Below are 21057 nucleotides of genomic sequence, written 5' to 3'. Positions count from 1 at the left end.
GGCGCAAAGAACCGTTCCCGAACCGCTCGGGCGATCGCTTGACTGATGAGGGGGATGTTTACGGCTGCCCGCGTGCGGCGCTGCCCCCGGAAAAAAGACGCTCGCGCGCATGGCGCAGCGCCAGCGCGACAGCGCCGTCGCGCGCGCCGCTCTCCTTGACGGCGGACGGAACGATCACCGGCAGGGAGACGATCAGCGGGCGGAGATTTTCGATGACATGCTCCACCAAGGGCGCGCCGGCTGCCCGGCCCATGACGCCGCCCAGCACCACCATCTGCGGATCGAGAATTCCGATCGCACCGGCAAGGCCCGCCGTCACGCGCTGCGCCAGCTCGGCAAAAAAGCCGGGATGTTCGTGGGCTTTGGCAGCCCTGCGGATGGCATCCACACAATCCGCGCCCGTCAAACCGTAACTCGCGGCCAATTCCTCGATTGCGGACTGGCTGAGAAGGTTCTCAAGCGGCGCCATGCCATCGGGGTGCGAACCGTCGGTCCGGCGCGCGACGACGATACCGCCCAGCTCGCCCGCCGCGCCGGTCGTACCGCGCAGGAGCTTGCCATCGATCACAACGCCCGCGCCCACCCCATCGCCCATCCAAAACAGGATGAAGGACTGGATGCCCCGCGCCACACCGGACGACATTTCCTCCAGGGCAGCCAGGTTGACGTCATTTTCGATCAGCACATGGCCATGGCCGATCCACTCGCTGATGGCATCGGCGATATGGAAGCCTTCCCAGTTCGGCAGTTGCTGGCCCTTGCGGAGATTGCCGTGTTCGATGTCGACGATGCCAGGCAGGCCCACGACAAACTGGTCGATCGCCCCGGGTTGAACGGCGGCCTGCTGCGTCAATTCCTCGACGACGTTGAACAGCCGGTCATGCGCGTCGTAGCGCTCGTCCGGCTCGCAGGCCCGGTAGGCCGTGGCAATGGTTTTGCCTGTCAAATCGGCCAGCGCGGCATTGATGCCGTGGCGCGTGACATCGATGCCAACGACGAAGCTCGATGTCGGTTCGATCGACCAGAGGCCGGCCTTCGGGCCGGACGTGCCGGCCTTTTCACCGTCCCGGTAGATCAGCCCGGCCGCCTCCAGCCGCCGCAGCAATTCGAACATCGCCGGCTTCGAAAGGCCGGTGAAGGCTTCGAGTTCCGTACGGGTCAGGGGGCCTGCCGAAAGCAGCCTTTCCAGCACGGCTTTTTCGTTGAGCGTTCGCAACACGCGGGGGCTGCCGGCAAGAACATCCATTTTCACACAAACCGTCTGGTAACTTTCCTAACAGTCTGATACGACTCCCCTTGCGAGGTTGTCAAGGCACCTTCCAGGCCCTCGGCAACACGCCCGACCGATACCCATTTTCAAGAAATGACTCCGCTTACGGATGTATAGCGGAGGGTGTATTCGCGTTTTATTTGCAATAATTGCATACAAAAAAATTATACAAAGTAGCGTTGACATTTCATACATTCCTCATGACACTAAATTGTGAACTGGCGCTGAACGCATACGGCAGCCCATTCACCCCGCGATGCGGGCAAACACAAAAACCGGGAACGTCAAGACAGACTAACTGTCAAACAGGAGGTGGGAATGTTGACTATAAAATCAGCAGCGATGGCGCTTGCGCTCACGACAGCGATGGCGGCACCCGCTATCGCCGCCACGATGCGGTGGGCGCCTCAGCGCGACATCGTATCCATGGATCCGTATTCGTACGGGGATACGTTCACGCTCTCCGTTCTGAACCACGTCTATGAAGGCCTCGTGCGCTATGACGCGACGTTGCAGATCGAGCCGGCTTTGGCCGAAAAATGGGAAGTCGTCAGCCCGACGGTCTGGCGGTTTCATCTGCGCAAGGGCGTGAAGTTCCATGATGGCGCGGACTTCACCGCCGACGACGTGCTTGCCTCGCTGAAGCGGGTGAGCGACCAGACGTCGCCCCTTCGCGGAAACCTGCCGGCCTATGTGAGCTCGGAAAAGATCGACGACCATACCGTCGATATCCATGTCACCGAAAACTATCCGCTTCTGCTGAACGACCTCACCAACATCCACATCTTTGACCAAGGCTGGCTGGTGACCAACAAGGCGGAGGCGCCCACCGACGTGGCCAAGGGCGTGGAGGGCTATGCCACCAGCCATGCAAATGGCACCGGCCCGTTCAAGTTCATTTCCCGCAAGCCGGACGTCGAAACCGTCTTCGACGTCAACCCGGACTGGTGGGATAAGCGGCAGCACAATATCGACCGTATCGTCATGACGCCGATCACCTCGCCGGCGACGCGCGTGGCCGCCCTGATCTCGGGCGAGATCGACTTCACGAACCAGGCGCCGCTGCAGGATATTCCCCGCTTGCAGGCATCGTCGAACGTCAAGGTGCTCTCGAACAACGAACTGCGCACGATCTTCCTGGTCATGAACCAGTCTCCCAAGGCGTTCGAATCCGATGTCACGGACAAGAACCCGTTGCAGGATATCAAGGTGCGCCAGGCGCTGTATCACGCGATCGATGCGGACGCGATCCAGAAAGTCGTCATGAGCGGCCTGTCGCGCACGACCGGCTCGCTGGTCGCTCCGGCCATTCCCGGCTACGTGCCCGAGCTCGACAAGCGCCTGAGCTACGATCCCGACAAGGCCAAGGCGCTGCTCGCGGAAGCCGGCTATCCGAACGGCTTCTCGTTCTCCTTCCTGTGCAGGAACACGGAATTCGTGAACGAGGAGCAGATCTGCCAGGCGGTCTCCGCCATGTGGGCGCGCGTCGGCCTTCGGCCCAACCTCAATGTCGGACCGACGACCATCCAGGATGCCAAGTTCGACACGCTGCAATTCGACGTCGGCACGCTTGGCTGGGCCAATGAACCGATGCTCGACAGCTATTCCATCCTGGTCCAGGTCGTCCATTCCAAGACGGGCAATGCCGGCGTCTTTAACTGGGGTGCTTGGAAGGACGCCGAGATCGACGGGCTGATCGACGAGGCCGGCCGCACCATCGACCGCACCGCCCGGCTCGCGCTTCAGTCCAAGGCGCTGCAACGCGCCAACGACCTGTCGATGTTCATTCCCGTTCACCAGCAGCCCATGGCCTGGGCGGTCGGGTCGAACGTCAAGGATGTGCTTCAGCTGTCCGACAACAAAGCGCGTCACTGGCTGACCCACATGGCCGAATAGCGCCCTGACCACGCCGCCGCGTGCCATTGCGCGCGGCGGCGTGGACATCATGCAATTACATCGGGAAATCACGGATGCTGCTTCTCGTCCTCAAGCGACTGGCCAATGCCGTCGTCGTTCTCCTTTTCGTGGCCCTGCTCGCCTTCACGATCTTCAAGTTCCTCGGCGATCCGGTGCAGTTGATGCTGAACCCGCAGGCGACGCAGGAAGAGCGTGATGCGCTCACGCAGCGCCTCGGCCTGAACGATCCGGTGCCGGTGCAGTTCGTGAAATTCGTCGCCAATGCCGTTCAGGGCGACTTCGGCATGAGCTACCGAAACCAGCTGCCCGTGATGGGGGTGATTGCGGAACGCTTCCCCGCGACCTTCGAGCTTGTGATGGTCTCCTCCATCGCCGCCCTGCTCATCGGGCTGCCGCTCGGGGTCTTCGCGGCGATCAATGGCGGCTCCTTCATAGTCCGCGTGGCGCATATCATCTCGATGATCGGCGTATCGGTGCCCGCCTTCGTGATCGGCATATTGCTGATCCTGGCCTTCTCCATCGAGCTTCAGGTCCTGCCCGCCTTCGGGCGCGGCGAGGTGGTGGATCTCGGCTTCTGGACCACGGGGCTGCTGACGAGCAGCGGGCGCTACGCCCTGATCATGCCGGCAATCTCGCTCGCCCTGTTCCAGATCTCCTTCATCATGCGGCTGGTGACGTCGGAAATGCTTGAAGTCCTTCGAACGGATTTCATCCGCTTCGCCCGGGCACGGGGACTGCGGGCACGCGCCATCTATTTCCGCCATGGCCTTCGCAACTGTCTGATGCCCGTGGTCACCATCACGGGCATGCTGATCGGCGACCTCATCGCTTTCGCACTCGTCACCGAGATCGTCTTCCAGTGGCCGGGAATGGGTTTCCTCTTCGTGCAATCGGTCCAGTACGTCGATATCCCGGTCATGGCGGCCTACCTCATGATCGTCTGCTGCATCTTCATCCTGATCAACCTCATCACCGACCTGATCTATGTCGTTGTCGATCCGCGCATGGGCGCCACGGCGATTGGAGGCAGCAATGTCCGTTGAACCCAAGGTCGAACGCGAGACCCTGCGCGTCCATGTCGCCCGGCTGTGGGATTCCGATCTCGCCTGGAATTTCCGCAACAGCCCCTTGGCCGTGGTGTCGGCGACGGTTCTCCTGGTCATCGCCTTCACGTCGATCTTCGCCGGCGTGCTGATGCCGCAGAACCCGTTCGACATCATGCAGCTCTTCCTGGACAAGGCGAACCTCCCGCCCGTCTGGTCGGAAGGCGGGGCGATGCCCTATGTGCTCGGCACCGACATGCAGGGCCGGGACGTTCTTTCGGCCATCGTCTACGGATCGCGCATCTCGCTTGTCATCGGCGTGGCCAGCGTCGCCGTGTCGATGACGATCGGCGTGCTCGTCGGGCTGCTGGCCGGCTACATCGGCGGTGCACTCGACAATCTTCTGATGCGGCTTGCCGATGCCGTCATGTCGATCCCGACACTGCTCGTCGCCATCCTCGTCAGCGCGATCTTTCGCGGGCTGCTGCCGGTCGAGTATCGCGACACCTTCGCCCCGCTGATCCTCGTGCTCGCCCTCTCGCTCACCAGTTGGGTGGTCTATGCCCGCATGGTGCGCGCGGTAACGATGGTCGAGGCGCGCAAGGAATATGTCATGGCCGCGCGCATCATCAACGTGCCGCGGCGGCGCATCATCCTCAAGCACATCCTGCCGAATGTCATGACGCCGGCTCTGGTGACGGGAACGCTCAACCTCGGGCTGGCGATCCTGGCGGAAGCGACACTGTCGTTTCTCGGCGTGGGCATGCCCAGCGCGCAGCCGTCGCTTGGAACGCTGATCCGGCTGGGAAACCAGTATTTCTTCTCGGGCACCTGGTGGATCGTGCTGTTCCCCGCCCTTCAACTGACGCTGATCATCCTCGCCGTCAACCTGCTCGGTGACTGGCTGCGCGACGCCCTCAACCCGAAATTGAAATAGGCTCGATATGTTTGACCTCGTACTTTCAAACGTCCGCGTGGACAAGGCGATCACCGACGTCGGCATCAGCAACGGCCGCATTGCAGCCATCGCGCCTCGCCTGGACCGCACCGGCGCCGCCGTCGAGGGCTGCGACCACGCGCTCCTGCTGCCCGGCCTCGTCGAGGCGCATACGCATCTCGACAAGACGCTTCTCGGCATGGACTGGGTGGAAAACAGGCTCGGCCCGGAGATCCGCGAAAAGATCGACAACGAGCGGCAGATGAAGCGGGTCGTCGGCCTCGATGCCGCGCGGCAGTCCGCGCGCCAGGTGGTCATGTCCATCGCCAAGGGCTCGACGGCAATCCGCAGCCATGTCGACATCGACACCGAGAACGGGCTTGCAGACTTCGAAGGCGTGAGCGCGACGCGCAGCCGATACAGCGATGTCATCGACATCGACATCGTCGCCTTCCCGCAATCGGGTCTCGTGAGCCGCAAGGGCACGGCGGAACTCATGAACGAAGCGCTCCGGCAGGGTGCGGACGTGGTGGGCGGGCTCGATCCATGCTCGATCGACCACGACCCCAAGGGACATCTCGACCTGGTGTTCGATCTCGCGGTCAAACATGCAAAGCCCATCGACATCCATCTGCATGAGCCGGGCGAACTCGGCATGTTTTCGTTCCGGATGATCCTTGAGCGCACACGGGCGCACGGCCTTTCCGGCAAGGTCACGGTCAGTCACGCTTTCTCGCTCGGCGCAAATGACTATCTCGGCATTTCGCGCCTGCTCGACGAGATCGCAGCCGCCGGCGTCGCGCTGATGTCGACCGGCCCCTCCATGGTTCCCGTGCCGCCGCTCATCCGGGCGCTGGATGCCGGCATCACGGTCTGTTCGGGCACGGACGGCATGCGCGACCTCTGGGCGCCCTTCGGCAATGCCGACATGCTGGAACGCGCGCAAATCCTCAGCCAGCGCAACAATCTGAGCCAGGACATCGAGATCGAGCGCGCCGTCGACGTGTGCACCTACGGCGGCGCGAAGGTCATGGGACTGGCCGATTACGGCCTCACCGTGGGCGCCTTTGCGGATCTCGTCGTCGTTGCCGGTCGCAATGTCACGGAAGCCGTCGTGACGCTTCCGCCGCGCAAACTGGTGCTGAAACGCGGTCGCGTGGTGGCGCGCGACGGCAAGGCCCTGGTGGAGGCGCCTTGATGCTTGTGGATCTCGAAAGGCCAGGCGGCAATCCCATGACGAACACACCGACGGACCGACCCGATCCCTCCCCTCTTCTCACCGTGCGCGACCTCAGCATCGACTTCGTCACGCGGCGCGGCAGCGTGCGTGCGCTGGACCGGGTTAGCTTCGATATGGCGCCGGGCGAAATACTCGGCCTGGTCGGAGAATCCGGCGCCGGCAAATCCCTGTCGGGTAATGCCATCATCGGCCTGATCGACCCGCCGGGACGGATCGCCGAGGGCCAGATCTCGCTCGATGGCCGGCGTATCGACACGCTCGCGCCGCGCGACATGCGCAAGCTTCGTGGCCGCTCGATCGCGGCTATCTTCCAGGATCCGCTGACCTCCCTCGATCCGCTCATGCGCATCGGCGACCAGATCACGGAAACGATCCTCACGCATCTGCCGGTGAACCGCCGTCAGGCGCGGCAGCGTGCGCTCGACCTCCTGCGTGCCGTGGGCATCCCGGCACCGGAGCTGCGGATCGACCACTATCCGCACCAGTTCTCGGGTGGCATGCGCCAGCGTGTCGTGATCGCCCTGGCACTGTGTGCCGATCCCAAGCTGATCATCGCGGACGAGCCGACAACTGCTCTCGATGTCTCGATCCAGGCCCAGATCATCTCCTTGCTCAAGACCATGTGCCGCGAGCACCAGACGGCGATCCTACTGGTCACGCACGACATGGGCGTCATTGCGGAAGCCGCGGACCGCGTGGCGGTGATGTATGCCGGGCGCCTGGTGGAAATCGGCCCGGTCGAGGAGGTGCTGAGGGCACCCAAGCATGTCTATACCGCCGGATTGATCGGCTCGATCCCCAGCCTCAATCGCCGGCGCGAGCGGCTGGTGCAGATCGATGGCGCCATGCCCCGGCCGGGTTCGGTCCCGTCCGGCTGTCCCTTCGCGCCCCGCTGCCCGAAACGCATCGACAAATGCGCCGAGCGCCCGGAACTCTTGCCCATCGGCAACAGTCAGGCGGCCTGCTGGCGCGCAGGAGAAGGACATTCCTATGCATGACGACATCGCCCTTAAAGCCTCTGACCTCGCCCTCTGGTTCGATGCCTCGGAGCCATGGCTGGTCCGCATGCTGGGGCGAAAGCCCAAGCGCACCCTGAAGGCGGTCGACGGGGTGAGTTTTGCAGTTCCGCGCGGCAGCACATTCGCGATCGTCGGGGAAAGCGGCTGCGGCAAGTCCACCATCGCGCGCCTTGCGGTCGGGCTTTACACGCCGACCAACGGCAGCCTGACCTATTCCGGTGGCGCAGGCTCGGGCGGCCGCATGCGCGTCCAGATGATCTTCCAGGACCCCTATGCGAGCCTCAACCCGCGCTGGCGGGTCAAGGACATCATCGCCGAGCCCATCCGTGAGCTCGGGATCCGAAAGGGTGCGGCGATCGGAAAGCGCGTCGACGAGTTGTTGGGTCTTGTGGGCTTGATGCGCGGCGACGGCGAAAAATATCCGCATGCCTTCTCGGGTGGCCAGCGGCAGCGTATTTCCATCGCAAGGGCGCTTGCGACCGAGCCCGAATTCCTGGTCTGCGACGAGCCCACATCAGCGCTCGACGTCTCCGTCCAGGCGCAGATCTTGAATCTGATGAAGGAAATCCAGGGCCAGTTTCACCTCACCTATATGTTCATCAGCCACAATCTTGCGGTGGTGCGGCATGCCTCCGACCATATCGCCGTGATGTATCTCGGCGGCATCGTGGAACAGGCGCCGACCGAACAGCTGTTCCGCAATCCGCGGCATCCCTATACACGGCTGCTGATCGACACGATCCCCGATCTGGAGGCTCCGAACCGGCAACGCAAACAGCTTGCCGGCGAGGTGCCAAGCCCCCTCGATCCTCCCTCGGGATGCCGCTTCCATCCCCGCTGCCCGCAGGCCCAGGACATCTGCAAACGGGTCGCACCCGCCCTGGAGGAGCAGAACGGTCGCCGGGTGGCCTGCCATTTTCCGCTCCAGCCGGCAACGCCCTGATCTCATCGAAGGAACATGAACATGAATGAGCAGACCGGTCGCACCATGCTTTCGGCACGCTGGATCGTCGGGCACGCCGAGGGTCGTCACACGCTCGTGCACCGCGGCGAGATTGTCTTCGAGCGCGGCCAGGTGATCTTCGTGGGCCATGGTTTTCCCGGTGTGGTGGCGCGCCGCATCGACTATGGCGAGGCGCTGATCGCGCCGGGCATGATCGATCTCGATGCCCTGTCGGACCTCGACACCACGGTTTTCTCCTATGACAACCACCCGGAATGGAAAAAAGGCCGGACATGGCCGCAAAGCTACATGGACCGCGGCCCCTATGAAATGTACTCGCCCGACGAACTCGCATTCCAGAAGCGCTATGCCTTTGCCCGGCTGATCCGCAACGGCATCACCACCGCATTGCCGATCGCCTCTCTCTATTACCGGGAGTGGGGCGAGACCTATGCCGAATTTTCCGCCGCGGCCGCGGCTGCCGAAGACCTTGGCATGCGGGTCTATCTCGGACCTGCCTATCGAACCGGCAACCCGGTCGTTTCCGACAATGGTGCCGTGTCCCTGTTCTTCGACGAAGAGCGAGGTCTTCGCGGGCTCGCGGACGCGGTGCGGTTCTGCAAGGATTTTGAGGGCAAGTCCTTCGGCCGTGTTCGAACCATGCTTGCCCCGGACCGCATCGAGACCTGCACCGAAACGCTGCTCTCGCAAACGGCGCTGGCGGGTACGGACCTTGCGGTGCCGGTCCGGCTTCATTGCAACCAGGGTCGCTTCGAGCGGGATACGGTTCGGCACCTGCACGGCAAGACCTCCGTCGAATGGCTGGACAGTCTCGGCTTCCTGAACCGCCGCACGCTTCTGCCGCACGGCACCTATGTCAGCCCGTCGCGCAACATGGATGAGGCCGGCAACGATCTCGATATCATCCGGGAGCGCGGATCGGTCATCGTGCATTGCCCGCTTGTGGCGGCGCGCCACGGAGACGCGCTCGCGACTTTCTCCAGCTTCCGCGAGAAGGGCATGAGGCTGGCGCTCGGCACCGATACCGCGCCGCCGGACATGGTTCTGAACATGCAGGTCGGCATGCTGGTCAACCGCGTGCTCGACCGCAGCGTGACGACGGTGCGGTCGGAAGATTATTTCGACGCCGCGACAGTGGGCGGCGCCGACGCGCTCGGCCGGCCTGATCTCGGACGGCTGCAACCCGGCGCACGGGCGGATATCGTCGTGTTCGATCTCGCGACCCCCGATGTCGGCCCAGTGATCGACCCGATCCAGACGCTGATGCTCACCGGCAGCGGCCGCGACGTCAGGAGCGTCTTCATCGACGGAAGACCGGTCATGGAGGAGCGTGTCATCCCGGGTGTGGATTTCGATGCCTATGGACGCCAGGCGCAACGGCAGTTCGATGCCATGACCGCCAAATATCCCGACCGCACCGTGCATCACCCGCCCATGTCGGAGATTTTCTCATCGGCCTATCCTCTCGTCGAATCGCACTCACCCACCCGCGGGTGATTTGAGAAAAATGTATGATTTTGCCATTTATGCAAAAATTCGTCATGATATGTGTTGACGCCAACGACCCCATCCTTATTTAGTTCGTCCTCTCTTTGCGCCAAAATGCTGCGCGCGGCTTCCATCTGCGACACCGCAGCAGCCACATATCTTGAGGATCTGCCATGATTGGCGAGACCATTGTCGAACGCGATTTCATGCGCCCTGGAAAGTCTGTCGCCCTGGCAGGCAAGGCCATGGTCGCGACCTCGCATCCGCAGGCCACCAGGGCGGCGTTGCGCATCCTGGAGGCCGGCGGCAATGCGGTGGACGCGGCGATTGCAGCGGTTGCGTTGCAGGGCGTCATCGATCCGCACATGACGGGCATCGGCGGCGACTGCTTTGCGCTTTACGCGCCAGCCGGCAAAACACCGATCGCCCTCAACGGCTCGGGCCGCGCACCGGCCGCCGCGACGGTCGAGCGGTTGACCGCCCTCGGCCTCAAAGCGATACCCGATGGCTCGATTCATGCCGTCACCATCCCTGGCGCCGTCGATGCCTGGAGCCAGCTCAGCACGCGCTACGGCAGGCTCGGGCTCGCGGCAATCCTGAAGCCCGCCATCGACGCCGCCTATGAAGGCTTCGTCATCACCCCGCGCGTGGCGCACGATTGGGCGCGTTATGCCGACCGGCTGCGCCCCTACCCCGCCTCCGTCGCACAATACCTGCCGGGCGGCCTGCCGCCTGCCGTCGGTGCGCGGCTGGACAATCCGACGCTCGGCGCAACGCTAGAGCACATCGCCCGCGAGGGTCGCGACGCTTTCTACAAGGGTGCGGTCGCCGAAGACATGGTTGCCACGCTGCAAAGCCTCGGCGGCCTGCACAAGATTGAGGACTTCGCAACCTATTCGGCCTTCGAGACGCAGCCCATCGCCGCCGCCTATCGTGGCTACGAGCTGCTCGAATGCCCGCCCAACGGCCAAGGGCTTGCAGCCCTGATCATCGCCCGCATTCTGGACGGGTTCGATCTTGCCGATCCCGATTTGAGCGAAGCCGATCGCATTCATCTGTTTGCCGAAGCCACAAAAGCGGCCTACCGCCAGCGCGACCTCTACATTGCCGACCCGGATGCGATGCGCCATTCGGTGGAGGATCTTCTGGCCGAACCCTTCATCGCCGGCCTGCGCGGCAAGATCGACATGGCGCGCGCCAGCGCTGTGGCGGACTACGACATGCCGGTGCACCGCGATACGGTCTATGTCACCGTCGTCGATGCCGAGGGCAATGCGATCTCGCTGATCAACTCGATCTTCTTCGCCTTCGGCAGCGGCATCTATGCGCCCAAAGCCGGCGTGCTTCTTCAGAACCGCGGCTGCGGCTTCTCGCTTGATCCCGAAAGCCCCAATGCCATCGGCCCGCGCAAGCTGCCGTTCCATACGATCATTCCCGCCATCGTCATGCGCGACGGGCGGCCCGTCATGTCCTTCGGCGTCATGGGCGGCCAGTACCAGGCGGTCGGCCATGTCCATATCCTGTCGCAGATCGTCGATCGCGGCCTCGACGTGCAGATGGCGAGCGACCAGCCGCGCAGCTTCTTCACCGACGGCGCGATCAGCCTGGAGCCGACCATCCCCGCCGAGGTGAAACATGAGCTTGAACGGCGCGGCCACGCGACGCGCTGGGCGGACGAACCGCTCGGCGGCTGCCAGGCGATCTGGATCGATCGCGAGCGCAATGTGCTGTGGGGCGCTTCGGACCATCGCAAGGACGGTGTTGCACTCGGATTATGAGACAGAAAAGACCCGGGCGATGAACTCGCCCGGGTCTTTTCATGATCGGATTTTTCGCCGGTCTTAGACCGGGTCGCTGATGGTGACGGAGAGTGAGCCCAGCTTGTCGATGCTGCCGACAAGCACGTCGCCGGGCACGACCGGGCCGACGCCGTTCGGCGTGCCGGTCAGGATGATGTCGCCCGCCTGCAACGCGAAATAGCGCGACAGGTTCGAAATAATCTCCGGCGTACGCCAGATCATCAGCGCAAGGTCCGAATCCTGCTTCGCATCGCCATTGACAGTGAGCCGGATCGCGCCGGCATCGACATGGCCGACCTTTTCGACGGGATGGATGGTGCCGACGGGGCAGGAATTGTCGAACGCCTTGCCAAGCTCCCACGGCTGGTTCGGACGGTCCGACTGTCCATTGACGCTGCGGCGCGTCATGTCGAGGCCGACGGCGTAACCATAGACATGGTCCAGCGCCTCTTCCACGGGGATGTTGTAGCCGCCTGACTTCATGGCGACGACGAGCTCCAGCTCATAGTGATAGTTGTCCGTCATCGTCGGATAGGGAAGGATTGCGCCGTCCTGCTCGATGCTGTCGGTCGGCTTCTGGAAGACGATCGGGAAATCCAGCTTCGGATCGCCGCCCATTTCCTCGACATGCGCAACATAGTTGCGGCCGATGCAATAGATGCGGCGAACCGGATAACGCCCCTCGGCATCGGAGACAGGCAATGACGGCCGTTCGCCGAGATCGACCACGAATTTTTCGGCGCTGCTCATATCTGTATGAATCCTCACTCTTGCAAAAATAATGTACGATTTCACTTTTTCATACCGAATATGGATTGACTGATCAATGCATATTTCATTACATTTTCCAAAATCATACATTATAAGGAGGTGGACATGCTTATGACAACGAGACGCACGGCGCTCTGCGCTGCACTGACAACGGCACTCTGCGGCTTCATCGCCGCAACGCCGCTCCATGCCCAGGAACTCAAGCAGGTGACTGTGGTCCTGCCGCATCCGGGCGCGATCGGGCATTTTCCGATGCATGTGGCGCGGTGCGAAGGCTACTTCGAAAAACAGGGTCTCAACGTCACCGTCCAGGCGGTCGACGGTTCGGGGCAAGTCATTCAGGCCATTGCCGCCGGCCAGGGCGATATCGGCAATCCCGGCCCCGGCCCGCTGCTCTCGGCGCGCGCCCAGGGCGTCGATGTCGTGATGTTCTACAATCACTTCGCCAAGAGCCAGTTCGGCATTCTCGTCGCCCAGGACGCACCGTTCAAGGAACTGACCGAACTGAAGGGCAAGGTCATCGGCGTCGGAACGGCCGACGGCGCGGAAGTCTCCTTCGCGCGTTCGATGCTAACGGCCGCCGGAATGACCGAAGGCACGGACTACACGTTCCTGCCGGTCGGCGATTCCGGCCCGGCGGCCGTTGCCTTCCAGCGCGGCGACATTTCGGCTTATGCGGCTGCCACCGCCGATGCCGCCATCCTGCGCACGCGCGGCATGGAAGTGCGCGACTTCACGCCGGAGGCCTTCCAGGGCTTCTTCGGCAACGGTTACATGGCCACCCGCGCCTATATCGATGCCAACCCGGATGTCATCAAGGGCTTCGGCCGGGCGCTGGTGCAGGGCGCGATCTTCGGATCGGACCCGGCAAACCGCGAGAAAGTGCTCGCATGCTCGGCCAAGGCAAACCCGCAGGAAGCTGAGGACAGGGTGATGCTCGAAGCGCTGTTCGACAATATCCGGCTGCGCGTCCAGCCGCTGGATCCGTCCAAGGGCTGGGGCTACTATTCGCCTGAGGCATGGAAGGCCTGGGAAGATTCGCTCGTCGCCTCCGGCAGCCTGAAGGCCCCGCTGCCAGATCTCGACAAGGCCTATACAAGCGAGTTCGTCAGCTATTGGAACGAAGGCGTCAATCCGTGACGGCATCCTCTGCAAGTGTATTGGGCGATCGCGTCAGCGATCGCCCTCTGTTTCAAGTGCGCAGGGTGACGAAGTCCTATTTCGGACGCAATTTCGTCGCCCTCGAAAATATCGATCTCGACCTGCCCCGCGGCAGCTTCGCCTCGATCATCGGCTCCAGCGGCTGCGGCAAGTCCACACTGCTGAAAATCATGGCGGGCCTCACCCCGCCGACATCGGGCAGCGTCATGCTCGCCGGAAAGCCGGTGATGGGGCCGCGCGTCGAGACGGGCATGATGTTCCAGCAGGCGACGCTGTTTCCCTGGCTCACGGCAATCGAAAACGTGCTGCTTCCCATCGGCATCAAATCGGGAAAGGCGGCGGCCGAGCAAGCGCGCCAGCGCGCCCTGGATTTGCTGTCGCTGGTCGGCCTCAGCGGTTTCGACAATGCCTATCCGAGCGAACTGTCGGGCGGCATGGCGCAGCGCACCGCCATGTGCCGCATGCTGATCACCGATCCTGAAATGCTGCTCCTGGACGAACCCTTCTCCGCCTTGGACGAACTGACGCGCGATTTCATGAACATGGAGCTGCAGCGCATCTGCATGTCGCGCCAGGCGACGGCGCTGCTCGTCACCCATTCCATTTCCGAAGCCGTCATCCTCTCCGATACGGTCTATGTCATGGCGGCGCGCCCCGGCCGCATCGTCAAGCGGCTGGAAATCGACTTGCCGCGCCCGCGCACGCTCGACATGATGACCCAGCCGGAATTCGGCGCCTACGTCAGCGAGATCCGCAACCATCTCGACAAGGGGGCCTTCCTTTGACCATAGCGACCGACCGGCAGCACGAGTTTCCCGAGACCGTCTGGACCCAGCGCGTCTCCCTCATCAACCGCCTGCCGCAGCCCGTGGCGATCACGCTTCTCGTGCTTGCCATCCTCGCGATCTGGCAGCTCGTCGCCATGAGCGGCACGGTTTCGCCGATCATCCTGCCCTCGCCGGCGCGCACCGCGCAGGACATCGTCGAGGTCGGCGCGAGCCTGTTCACCGGCGGTTACGTGTTCAGCGCCTTCCTCATCACGCTCCAGGAGGTGGTCATCTCCTTCCTGATGGCAACGGCGATCGGCGCGACCTTGGGTATGATCGTCGGCGGCACGGCCTTTGGCGAACGCGCCCTGATGCCCGTCATCGTCGCCATCGATACCATGCCGAAAGTCGCCTTCGCACCCCTGTTCCTGAGCTGGCTCGGCTTCGGCATTGCCTCCAAGGTCGCGCTTGCCACCTTCATCGCGCTGTTTCCGATCATCGTCGGTGCCGCGGCGGGCCTGCATGCGGCGGACGAGAACGCGCGCATGCTTTTCCGCAGCATCGGTGCAACGCCCTGGCAGACCCTGGTGCGCCTTCGCATCCCGATGGGCCTGCCGCATTTCTTCACAGGCCTGAAAATCGCGGCCATCGGTGTCGTCGGCGGCGCCATCACCGGAGAACTGGTCGGCGGCGGACAGGGTTTCGGCGCCTTGATCCGCGTCGCGGCCTCCCAGCTCGACACACCTCGAGTCTTTTCGCTGATCTGCTATCTCAGTGTCATGGGACTTATGACCTTCGGGCTGGTGGCCTGGGTGCAACGACGCTTTGTTTTCTGGCATCGTAGCAGTTCAATCGGTAATGGCTGAGGCATGACAAAAGTAAACGAAAAATCGGAAAAGGCGACGACGGCGACGCTGGCCTACGAGCAGATGCGCAGCGACATCCTGCGCGGCAACCTGCGGCCGGGGCAGAAGCTGGCGATCGACGTCGTGGCGCAGCGTTACGGCGTCGGCACCAATCCGGTGCGCGAGGCGCTCAACCGCCTCTCGTCCGAAAGACTGGTCGATCGGCACGACCAGCGCGGCTTCTCCGTTCCGGAAATCAGCCTGGAAAACTGGCGGGAGCTGGTGGGAACGCGCTGCATGCTCGAACCGCTGGCGCTCGAACAATCCATTCTGCGCCGCACCACCGAATGGGAAGAGCAGGTCGTGCTCGCCCTGCACCGGCTGTCGCGCACGCCATGGACACAGGAAGACCCTGACATGGAGCGCCGCAAGCAATTCGAAGGCTTTCACCGCGATTTTCACCTCACGCTGATCGCCAATTGCGGCTCGTCGTGGCTCGTGCAGTTCTGCGAAGTGCTGATGGACCACGCGCAGCGCTACATCTTCATATCGGCGAGTGCCGCCTATCCCCGCCGCGGCGGCCAGGACGAACACAAGCGCATCGCCGACGCCGCCCTCGACGGAAATGTCGCGGAAGCCAAGCAATTGCTCGTCGCGCACTATATGCGGACGCTCGAATATATCGAATCCGAAATCGCCAACTGACCTTTGGACGACATCGCGGCAGGACTACAGAAGCGCGCGCTTCATCAAGGCATCCAGCCAGTCCGCAAAGACCTGGAGCCGGCGGGAGAGATGCTGGCGATGCGGGTAGAGCAATGTCATCGGCATCGGCGCGGCCCGGTGATCCGGCATCACCTCGATGAGCTCGCCCGCGTCGAGATGGCTTCGCACGTCATAGGCCGGAATCTGGATGAGGCCGAGGCCGGCTAGGCAGCAGGCGATGTAGGCTTCGGCGCTGTTGACCGTGGCGCGCGCCCGCATCGGCACCATCCGCACCTCCCCGCCCTCGATCCACTCCCAGTCCTCGACGCGCCCGGTCGAGGGCGATGCATAATTGACGGCAAGATGGCCGCCGAGATCGTCGGGTACGTTGGGCGTGCCATAGGCGGCCAGATAGGCGGGGCTGGCGACATTGATCAAGGCGAGGTCGCCGATCTTGCGCGCGACAAGGCCTGAATCACTGAGCGGCCCGACACGCAGGACGCAGTCGACGCTCTCCTCGACAAGGTTGACCGTGCGGTCGGTGATCCGCAGCTCGATGTCGAGTTGCGGATAGCGTGCGAGAAACTCCGGGAGCGCCGGCGCAAGGATGAGGCGGCCGATGCGCCCGGGCACGTCGATGCGCAGCTTTCCGGAAAGGCCGACCGCCGTCTGGCGGAACAGGCCCTCCGTCTCCTCCACATCGGCGATCAGGCGCAGGCAGCGCTCGTAGAACGCGGCGCCGTCCTGGGTCGGCGAGACTTTTCGCGTGGTGCGATGAAGCAGCCGCGCGCCGACGCGTGTTTCGAGATCGATGACCGCGGCCGATACCGACGAACGCGGAAGGCCCAACGTATCGGCCGCACGCGTAAAACTCGCGCATTCGACGACACGGCAAAAGGTACGGAAGAGATCGATACGGTCCAAGCGCGGCAGTCCGTTTGATTGTGCGCGATTCCTGACAAGTGATGTCAGAATGGGGAACTTTATAGGCGTAGCGTAGACGATATGCTGCGTTTTAGGAAGTGGCCGCGCTCGCGGCTGCTCGGGTAGTGCCAAGGAGATCCACCACCATGACCGACCACAGCATCAAGGGAAAAACCGTTCTCATCGCCGGCGGCGCGAAGAATCTTGGCGGGCTGATTGCGCGCGACCTCGCGGCACAGGGCGCGAAGGCCGTCGCCGTCCACTACAACACCAGCGCCACGAAGCCCGCCGCCGATGAGACGGTCGCCGCGATCAAGGCGGCAGGCGCGCAAGCCTTCGCCTTCCAGGGCGACCTCACCGCCGCCAGCGCCGTCGAGACGCTGTTTGCCGACGCGAAGGCCGCGATGGGCAGCATCGACATCGCCATCAACACGGTCGGCAAGGTGCTGAAGAAGCCGATCGTCGAGATCTCCGAAGCTGAATATGACGAGATGACGGGTGTGAACTCGAAGAGCGCCTTCTTCTTCCTCAAGGAGGCCGGCAAACATGTCAGCGACAACGGCAAGGTCTGCACGCTGGTCACCTCGCTGCTCGGCGCCTTCACGCCCTTCTACGCCGCCTATGCCGGCACCAAGGCGCCGGTGGAACATTTCACCCGGGCGGCTTCTAAGGAATTCGGCGAACGCGGCATCTCGGTGACGGCGATCGGCCCCGGCCCCATGGACACGCCCTTCTTCTATCCCGCCGAGGGCGCCGACGCGGTGGCCTATCACAAGACCGCGGCAGCCCTTTCCGGCTTCTCCAAGACGGGGCTGACCGACATCGAGGACATCGTGCCCTTCATCCGCTTCCTCGTCACGGACGGCTGGTGGATGACCGGCCAGACCATCCTCGTCAATGGCGGCTACACGACGAAGTAAGACGCCATGCGGCCGGGAGCATCATCCCCCGGCCGCAATGGTCATCCGGCGTGACCAGCGACGGCCGTCGCCCATCCGATTGACCAGAATCGACAGCAGTTTCTCGGCATCGCAATCCGTGACGACGAGGCAATTCGGCGGGCGGCCATCGCGATGGCGCTCGCTCACGGCCGCGACCGTCGCGCCGCGCGCCTCCGGCGGATTTGCGAGCACCCGGACATGGGCCTCCACGCCGGAAAACAGGTCTGGCACAATGTAATAGAGGATCGCGCAGGGATCATGCAGGCACGGGTCGTTGCTGCCATAGTCCCGCAGCATCGCGCCGATCGCCACTGCAGCCGCCGTCCCCGCCTGTTCCAGCGCGGCGATATGCGCCTCTCCGATCCGCACCTTCTGCGTGACATCCAGCCCCAGCATGACGAGGGGAATGCCGGACGACATCACGATCTCCGCCGCCTCGGGATCGACGAGGATGTTGAACTCGGCGAGCGGACCGGAATTTCCCGGGCAAAAGGCCGCCCCGCCCATGAAAACCACGGAACGGATCAAGGGTGCGATATGCGGCGCCTTGACGATGGCGAGCGCAATGTTCGTCATCGGACCGATGACGCAAAGGCTGACCTCGCCGGGCGCCGCCAGCACCTGGCGAATGATGAAATCCACCGCATGTTCCTCGACGAGGACACCCGGCTTGCCCGGCAGGTCGAGGTCGCACAGGCCATCCGTTCCATGCACCGAGGGCCATTTGCGCTGATACGGCCCCATCAGCGGCCGGGTGCAACCGGCATAGACCGGGACATCGCTGCGGTCCGCCAGCGCGCATATCCTGAGCGCATTGTTCGCCGTGAACGACAGGTCCTTGTTGCCCGTGACGCAGGTGATGCCGAGCAGCTCGATTTCCGGGCAGGCGAGAGCGAGCAGCATGGCGATCGCATCATCCACGCCGGGGTCGCAATCGAGAATTATGCGGTGTCGTGCCTGCACGGAGGCTTCCTTTCAAAATGGGCAGATGGATCAGTGCTTCTGGCGCGCGGAAAGGTCGGCCTCGACCCGACGGGAATAGCGCGAAACCGAAAAGCAGATGGCGAAGTAGATGAGCGCGACGAAGACGTAGGCCTCGCGATAGAAACCCAGCCATTCCGGATCGGACAGCGAGCGTTTCGACGCGCCGAGCAAGTCCACGAGGCCGATGATGGCGACAAGGGAGGAATCCTTGATGAGGCCGATCAGCGTGTTGGTGAGCGGCGGAACGGAAATGCGCAGCACCTGCGGCAGCACGACGAGCCGCATGCTGGCCCAATAGCCGAGGCCCAGCGCATGGACCGCCTCGAACTGCCCCTTGGGAACGGCCAGCAATCCGCCCCGGATGACCTCCGCAAAATAGGCGGCGACGAAAAGCGTCATGCCGACAAGGGCGCGAAGCACGGCATCGATTTCCACGCCCGCTGGCATGAACAGGGGCAGCATGACCGACGCCATGAAGAGAACCGTGATGAGCGGCACGCCGCGCACGAATTCGATATAGCCGACGCAAACGGAGCGGATGAGCGGCATGTCCGAGGTGCGGCCGAGGGCGAGCAGGATGCCGAGCGGGAAGGCAAATGCCGAACCGACGACGGCGAGCAGCAAGGTCAGCGGCAGGCCGCCCCATTGCGCTGTGGGCACGGCCGCCATTCCGGCAAACCCGCCGGTCATGACGGCGAGCACCGCCGAGATGACGGCCGGCCAGATGGCCAGAAGCCATGGCGTCCAGCACCGCTTGTTGGCACTGACCAGCACGAGGCCGACAAGCAGCAGCACCGCGAGGAATGGACGCCACTGCTCGCCATAGGGATAGAGGCCGAACAGGATGAAACGGGCCTTTTCCCGGATGAACGCCCAGCAGGCACCTGCCGCCACGCGGCATGCATCGGCAGACGGACTGCTCCAGACGGCATCGAGCACGAGCCAGTTTGCGAGTGGAGGCACGACCTTGAAGGCGATGAACAGGAGCGCCAGCGTGATCAGCGCATTGTACCAGGTGCTGAACAGGGAGCGCAGGAAGTCGCCGCTGCGACGGAGCGATGGGCGGAGCATCCCGGTCATCGCGTCACCAGCGCCATGCGATGGTTGTACCAGTTCATGAACCCGGAAATGGCGAGGCTGATCGTCAGATAGACGATCATGAAGATCGAGACCACCTCGATCGCCTGGCCGGTCTGGTTCATCGTGACGTTGCCGACCGCGACGAGATCTGGATAGGCGATCGCGACACCAAGCGAGCTGTTCTTCGTCATGTTGAGATATTGGCTGGTGATCGGCGGGATGATCATCCGGATCGCCTGCGGCAGGATGATCAGGCGCATGACGAGGCCGGGGCGCAGCCCGAGCGAACGCCCGGCCTCCGATTGACCCGCGCTGACGGCCTCGATGCCGCCGCGCACCGTTTCGGCGATGAAGGTGGCGCTATAGGCCGTCAGGCCGAACAGCAAGGCGGCGAATTCCGGCGAGAGGCGCACGCCGCCGACGAAATTGAAGCCTTGCAGGTGCGGCATGTCCAGCGCTGCCGGCGCCCCGCCGAAATACCAGCCCGCAAGGACCGGAATGACCAGAACAAAGAGGACCGCCGGCGCGATCACGGTGCGGCGGCCGGTTCTCTCCTGGCGGCGGGCGGCGAGCCGGTTCAAAAGCACGGCAACAGCGACGCCGAAGGCAAGGCAAATCCCTGCATAGCCAAAGGCCGCATGCGGCTCCAGCATCGGCAGAACGACGCCCCGATTGCTGAGATACACACCTTCCAACGGATTGAGCGCCGCCCGCGGCACCGGCAAGGTGACGGTCAGCAGCCCGTACCAGAAGGACAGTTGCAGCAGCAGCGGAATATTGCGCAGCCCCTCGACATAGGCGCCGGCAACGCCCGCCAGCAGCCTGTTGCTGGAAAGCCGGGCAATGCCGACGGCGGTGCCGATCACCGTTGCCAGCACGATCGCCAGCAGCGACACTTTCAACGTGTTGAGAAAGCCCACCAGCAGCGCCCGGCCGTAGCTGTTTGCTGCGGAATAGGCGATCACGCTTTCGCTGATTTCAAACCGTGCCTCACCAGTGAGAAAGCCATATCCCGTCGCGATGCCCTGCCGGGCGAGATTGCCCGCCGCGATCGCGACCAAGAGGCCGATAAACGACAAGAGGGAGAGGGTGACGGCGAGCTGGAAAACCCAGCGCCGCACCGTCCTGTCCCGCAGGAGGGCTGCGAGGCTCTCGAAGAGCCCCGCCGCCGGTTTGTTTTCCGCTGGATGGGACATGGACCG

Annotated in this window: 19 protein-coding genes; 13 read left to right on the top strand and 6 right to left on the bottom strand. The window is 63.4% G+C overall.

The genetic code is table 11. The features are described 5' to 3' along the window. Nucleotides 1-58 precede the first annotated feature (58 nt). Nucleotides 59-1246 (bottom strand): ROK family transcriptional regulator, encoded by a 1188-nt coding sequence (locus J2Y63_RS00755; RefSeq protein ID WP_435264477.1) that lies wholly within the window; start codon nucleotides 1244-1246, stop codon nucleotides 59-61. Between the two features lie 342 nt (nucleotides 1247-1588). Between J2Y63_RS00755 and J2Y63_RS00750 the strand changes: the two genes are divergently transcribed. From J2Y63_RS00750 to ggt, 8 genes are all read left to right on the top strand, one after another. Continuing rightward, entirely contained in the window at nucleotides 1589-3166 is a 1578-nt protein-coding gene (locus J2Y63_RS00750; protein ID WP_435264476.1) for an ABC transporter substrate-binding protein, read from the top strand. 74 nt (nucleotides 3167-3240) lie between these two features. Beyond that, a complete protein-coding gene (locus tag J2Y63_RS00745) occupies nucleotides 3241-4230 on the top strand; it encodes an ABC transporter permease (protein WP_435264475.1) in 990 nt (329 codons plus the stop codon). Then, the gene (locus tag J2Y63_RS00740) at nucleotides 4220-5167 is read left to right on the top strand and encodes an ABC transporter permease (protein ID WP_435264474.1); all 948 of its coding nucleotides are present in this window, start codon (nucleotides 4220-4222) and stop codon (nucleotides 5165-5167) included. The genes J2Y63_RS00745 and J2Y63_RS00740 overlap by 11 nt, the downstream gene beginning before the upstream one ends. A gap of 7 nt (nucleotides 5168-5174) precedes the next feature. Next, nucleotides 5175-6365, top strand: a complete 1191-nt coding sequence (locus J2Y63_RS00735; RefSeq protein WP_435264473.1) for an amidohydrolase family protein — start codon at nucleotides 5175-5177, stop codon at nucleotides 6363-6365. Nucleotides 6366-6400: 35 nt separating this feature from the next. Beyond that, nucleotides 6401-7405: an ABC transporter ATP-binding protein gene (locus J2Y63_RS00730; protein WP_435264472.1), complete on the top strand. Its 1005-nt coding sequence runs from the start codon at nucleotides 6401-6403 to the stop codon at nucleotides 7403-7405. Next, complete coding sequence (locus J2Y63_RS00725) at nucleotides 7398-8369, top strand: ABC transporter ATP-binding protein (protein WP_256115133.1); 972 nt, start codon at nucleotides 7398-7400, stop codon at nucleotides 8367-8369. Before J2Y63_RS00730 ends, J2Y63_RS00725 begins: the two co-directional genes overlap by 8 nt. Before the next feature lie 21 nt (nucleotides 8370-8390). Continuing rightward, complete coding sequence (locus tag J2Y63_RS00720) at nucleotides 8391-9887, top strand: amidohydrolase family protein (protein WP_435264471.1); 1497 nt, start codon at nucleotides 8391-8393, stop codon at nucleotides 9885-9887. Between the two features lie 164 nt (nucleotides 9888-10051). Continuing rightward, nucleotides 10052-11656, top strand: coding sequence for a gamma-glutamyltransferase (gene ggt / locus J2Y63_RS00715; RefSeq protein ID WP_435264470.1), 1605 nt, complete (start codon nucleotides 10052-10054; stop codon nucleotides 11654-11656). A gap of 63 nt (nucleotides 11657-11719) precedes the next feature. Here the strand turns inward: ggt and J2Y63_RS00710 are convergent, their stop codons facing one another. Beyond that, nucleotides 11720-12427, bottom strand: a complete 708-nt coding sequence (locus tag J2Y63_RS00710) for a fumarylacetoacetate hydrolase family protein (protein WP_435264469.1) — start codon at nucleotides 12425-12427, stop codon at nucleotides 11720-11722. 126 nt (nucleotides 12428-12553) lie between these two features. Here J2Y63_RS00710 and J2Y63_RS00705 point away from each other — a divergent pair, with 126 nt between their 5' ends. The 4 genes from J2Y63_RS00705 to J2Y63_RS00690 all read left to right on the top strand — a co-directional run bounded on the left by J2Y63_RS00705 (nucleotide 12554) and on the right by J2Y63_RS00690 (nucleotide 15926). Then, nucleotides 12554-13588, top strand: coding sequence for an ABC transporter substrate-binding protein (locus J2Y63_RS00705; protein WP_435264468.1), 1035 nt, complete (start codon nucleotides 12554-12556; stop codon nucleotides 13586-13588). Nucleotides 13589-13653: 65 nt separating this feature from the next. Beyond that, nucleotides 13654-14394 carry an ABC transporter ATP-binding protein gene (locus J2Y63_RS00700; protein WP_435264467.1) on the top strand — a complete coding sequence of 247 codons (741 nt, stop codon included), beginning with the start codon at nucleotides 13654-13656 and terminating at the stop codon, nucleotides 14392-14394. Beyond that, a complete protein-coding gene (locus J2Y63_RS00695) occupies nucleotides 14391-15242 on the top strand; it encodes an ABC transporter permease (RefSeq protein ID WP_435264466.1) in 852 nt (283 codons plus the stop codon). Before J2Y63_RS00700 ends, J2Y63_RS00695 begins: the two co-directional genes overlap by 4 nt. Before the next feature lie 3 nt (nucleotides 15243-15245). Further along, nucleotides 15246-15926, top strand: coding sequence for a GntR family transcriptional regulator (locus J2Y63_RS00690; RefSeq protein WP_256115141.1), 681 nt, complete (start codon nucleotides 15246-15248; stop codon nucleotides 15924-15926). Nucleotides 15927-15950: 24 nt separating this feature from the next. On the opposite strand, the gene J2Y63_RS00685 is transcribed toward J2Y63_RS00690, so the two are convergent. Beyond that, nucleotides 15951-16850 carry a LysR family transcriptional regulator gene (locus J2Y63_RS00685; RefSeq protein ID WP_435264465.1) on the bottom strand — a complete coding sequence of 300 codons (900 nt, stop codon included), beginning with the start codon at nucleotides 16848-16850 and terminating at the stop codon, nucleotides 15951-15953. Between the two features lie 146 nt (nucleotides 16851-16996). Between J2Y63_RS00685 and J2Y63_RS00680 the strand changes: the two genes are divergently transcribed. Continuing rightward, nucleotides 16997-17770, top strand: a complete 774-nt coding sequence (locus tag J2Y63_RS00680) for an SDR family oxidoreductase (RefSeq protein WP_435264464.1) — start codon at nucleotides 16997-16999, stop codon at nucleotides 17768-17770. 21 nt (nucleotides 17771-17791) lie between these two features. Here the strand turns inward: J2Y63_RS00680 and J2Y63_RS00675 are convergent, their stop codons facing one another. From J2Y63_RS00675 to J2Y63_RS00665, 3 genes are read right to left on the bottom strand one after another with little or no spacing between them, the layout of a single operon-like run. After that, nucleotides 17792-18754 carry a nucleoside hydrolase gene (locus J2Y63_RS00675; protein ID WP_435264463.1) on the bottom strand — a complete coding sequence of 321 codons (963 nt, stop codon included), beginning with the start codon at nucleotides 18752-18754 and terminating at the stop codon, nucleotides 17792-17794. A 30-nt stretch (nucleotides 18755-18784) separates the two neighbouring features. Further along, on the bottom strand, nucleotides 18785-19855 hold the full coding sequence (locus J2Y63_RS00670; protein ID WP_435264462.1) for an amino acid ABC transporter permease: 1071 nt from the start codon (nucleotides 19853-19855) through the stop codon (nucleotides 18785-18787). Beyond that, nucleotides 19852-21051 (bottom strand): amino acid ABC transporter permease, encoded by a 1200-nt coding sequence (locus J2Y63_RS00665; protein ID WP_435264461.1) that lies wholly within the window; start codon nucleotides 21049-21051, stop codon nucleotides 19852-19854. The genes J2Y63_RS00670 and J2Y63_RS00665 overlap by 4 nt, the downstream gene beginning before the upstream one ends. Nucleotides 21052-21057 lie beyond the last annotated feature (6 nt).

It is taken from the genome of Shinella sp. BE166 (genome assembly GCF_051201095.1).
GTDB lineage: Bacteria > Pseudomonadota > Alphaproteobacteria > Rhizobiales > Rhizobiaceae > Shinella > Shinella lacus.
The sequence above is the reverse complement of the archived record's forward strand: the minus strand, read 5'-3'. Positions and strand labels throughout refer to the sequence as shown.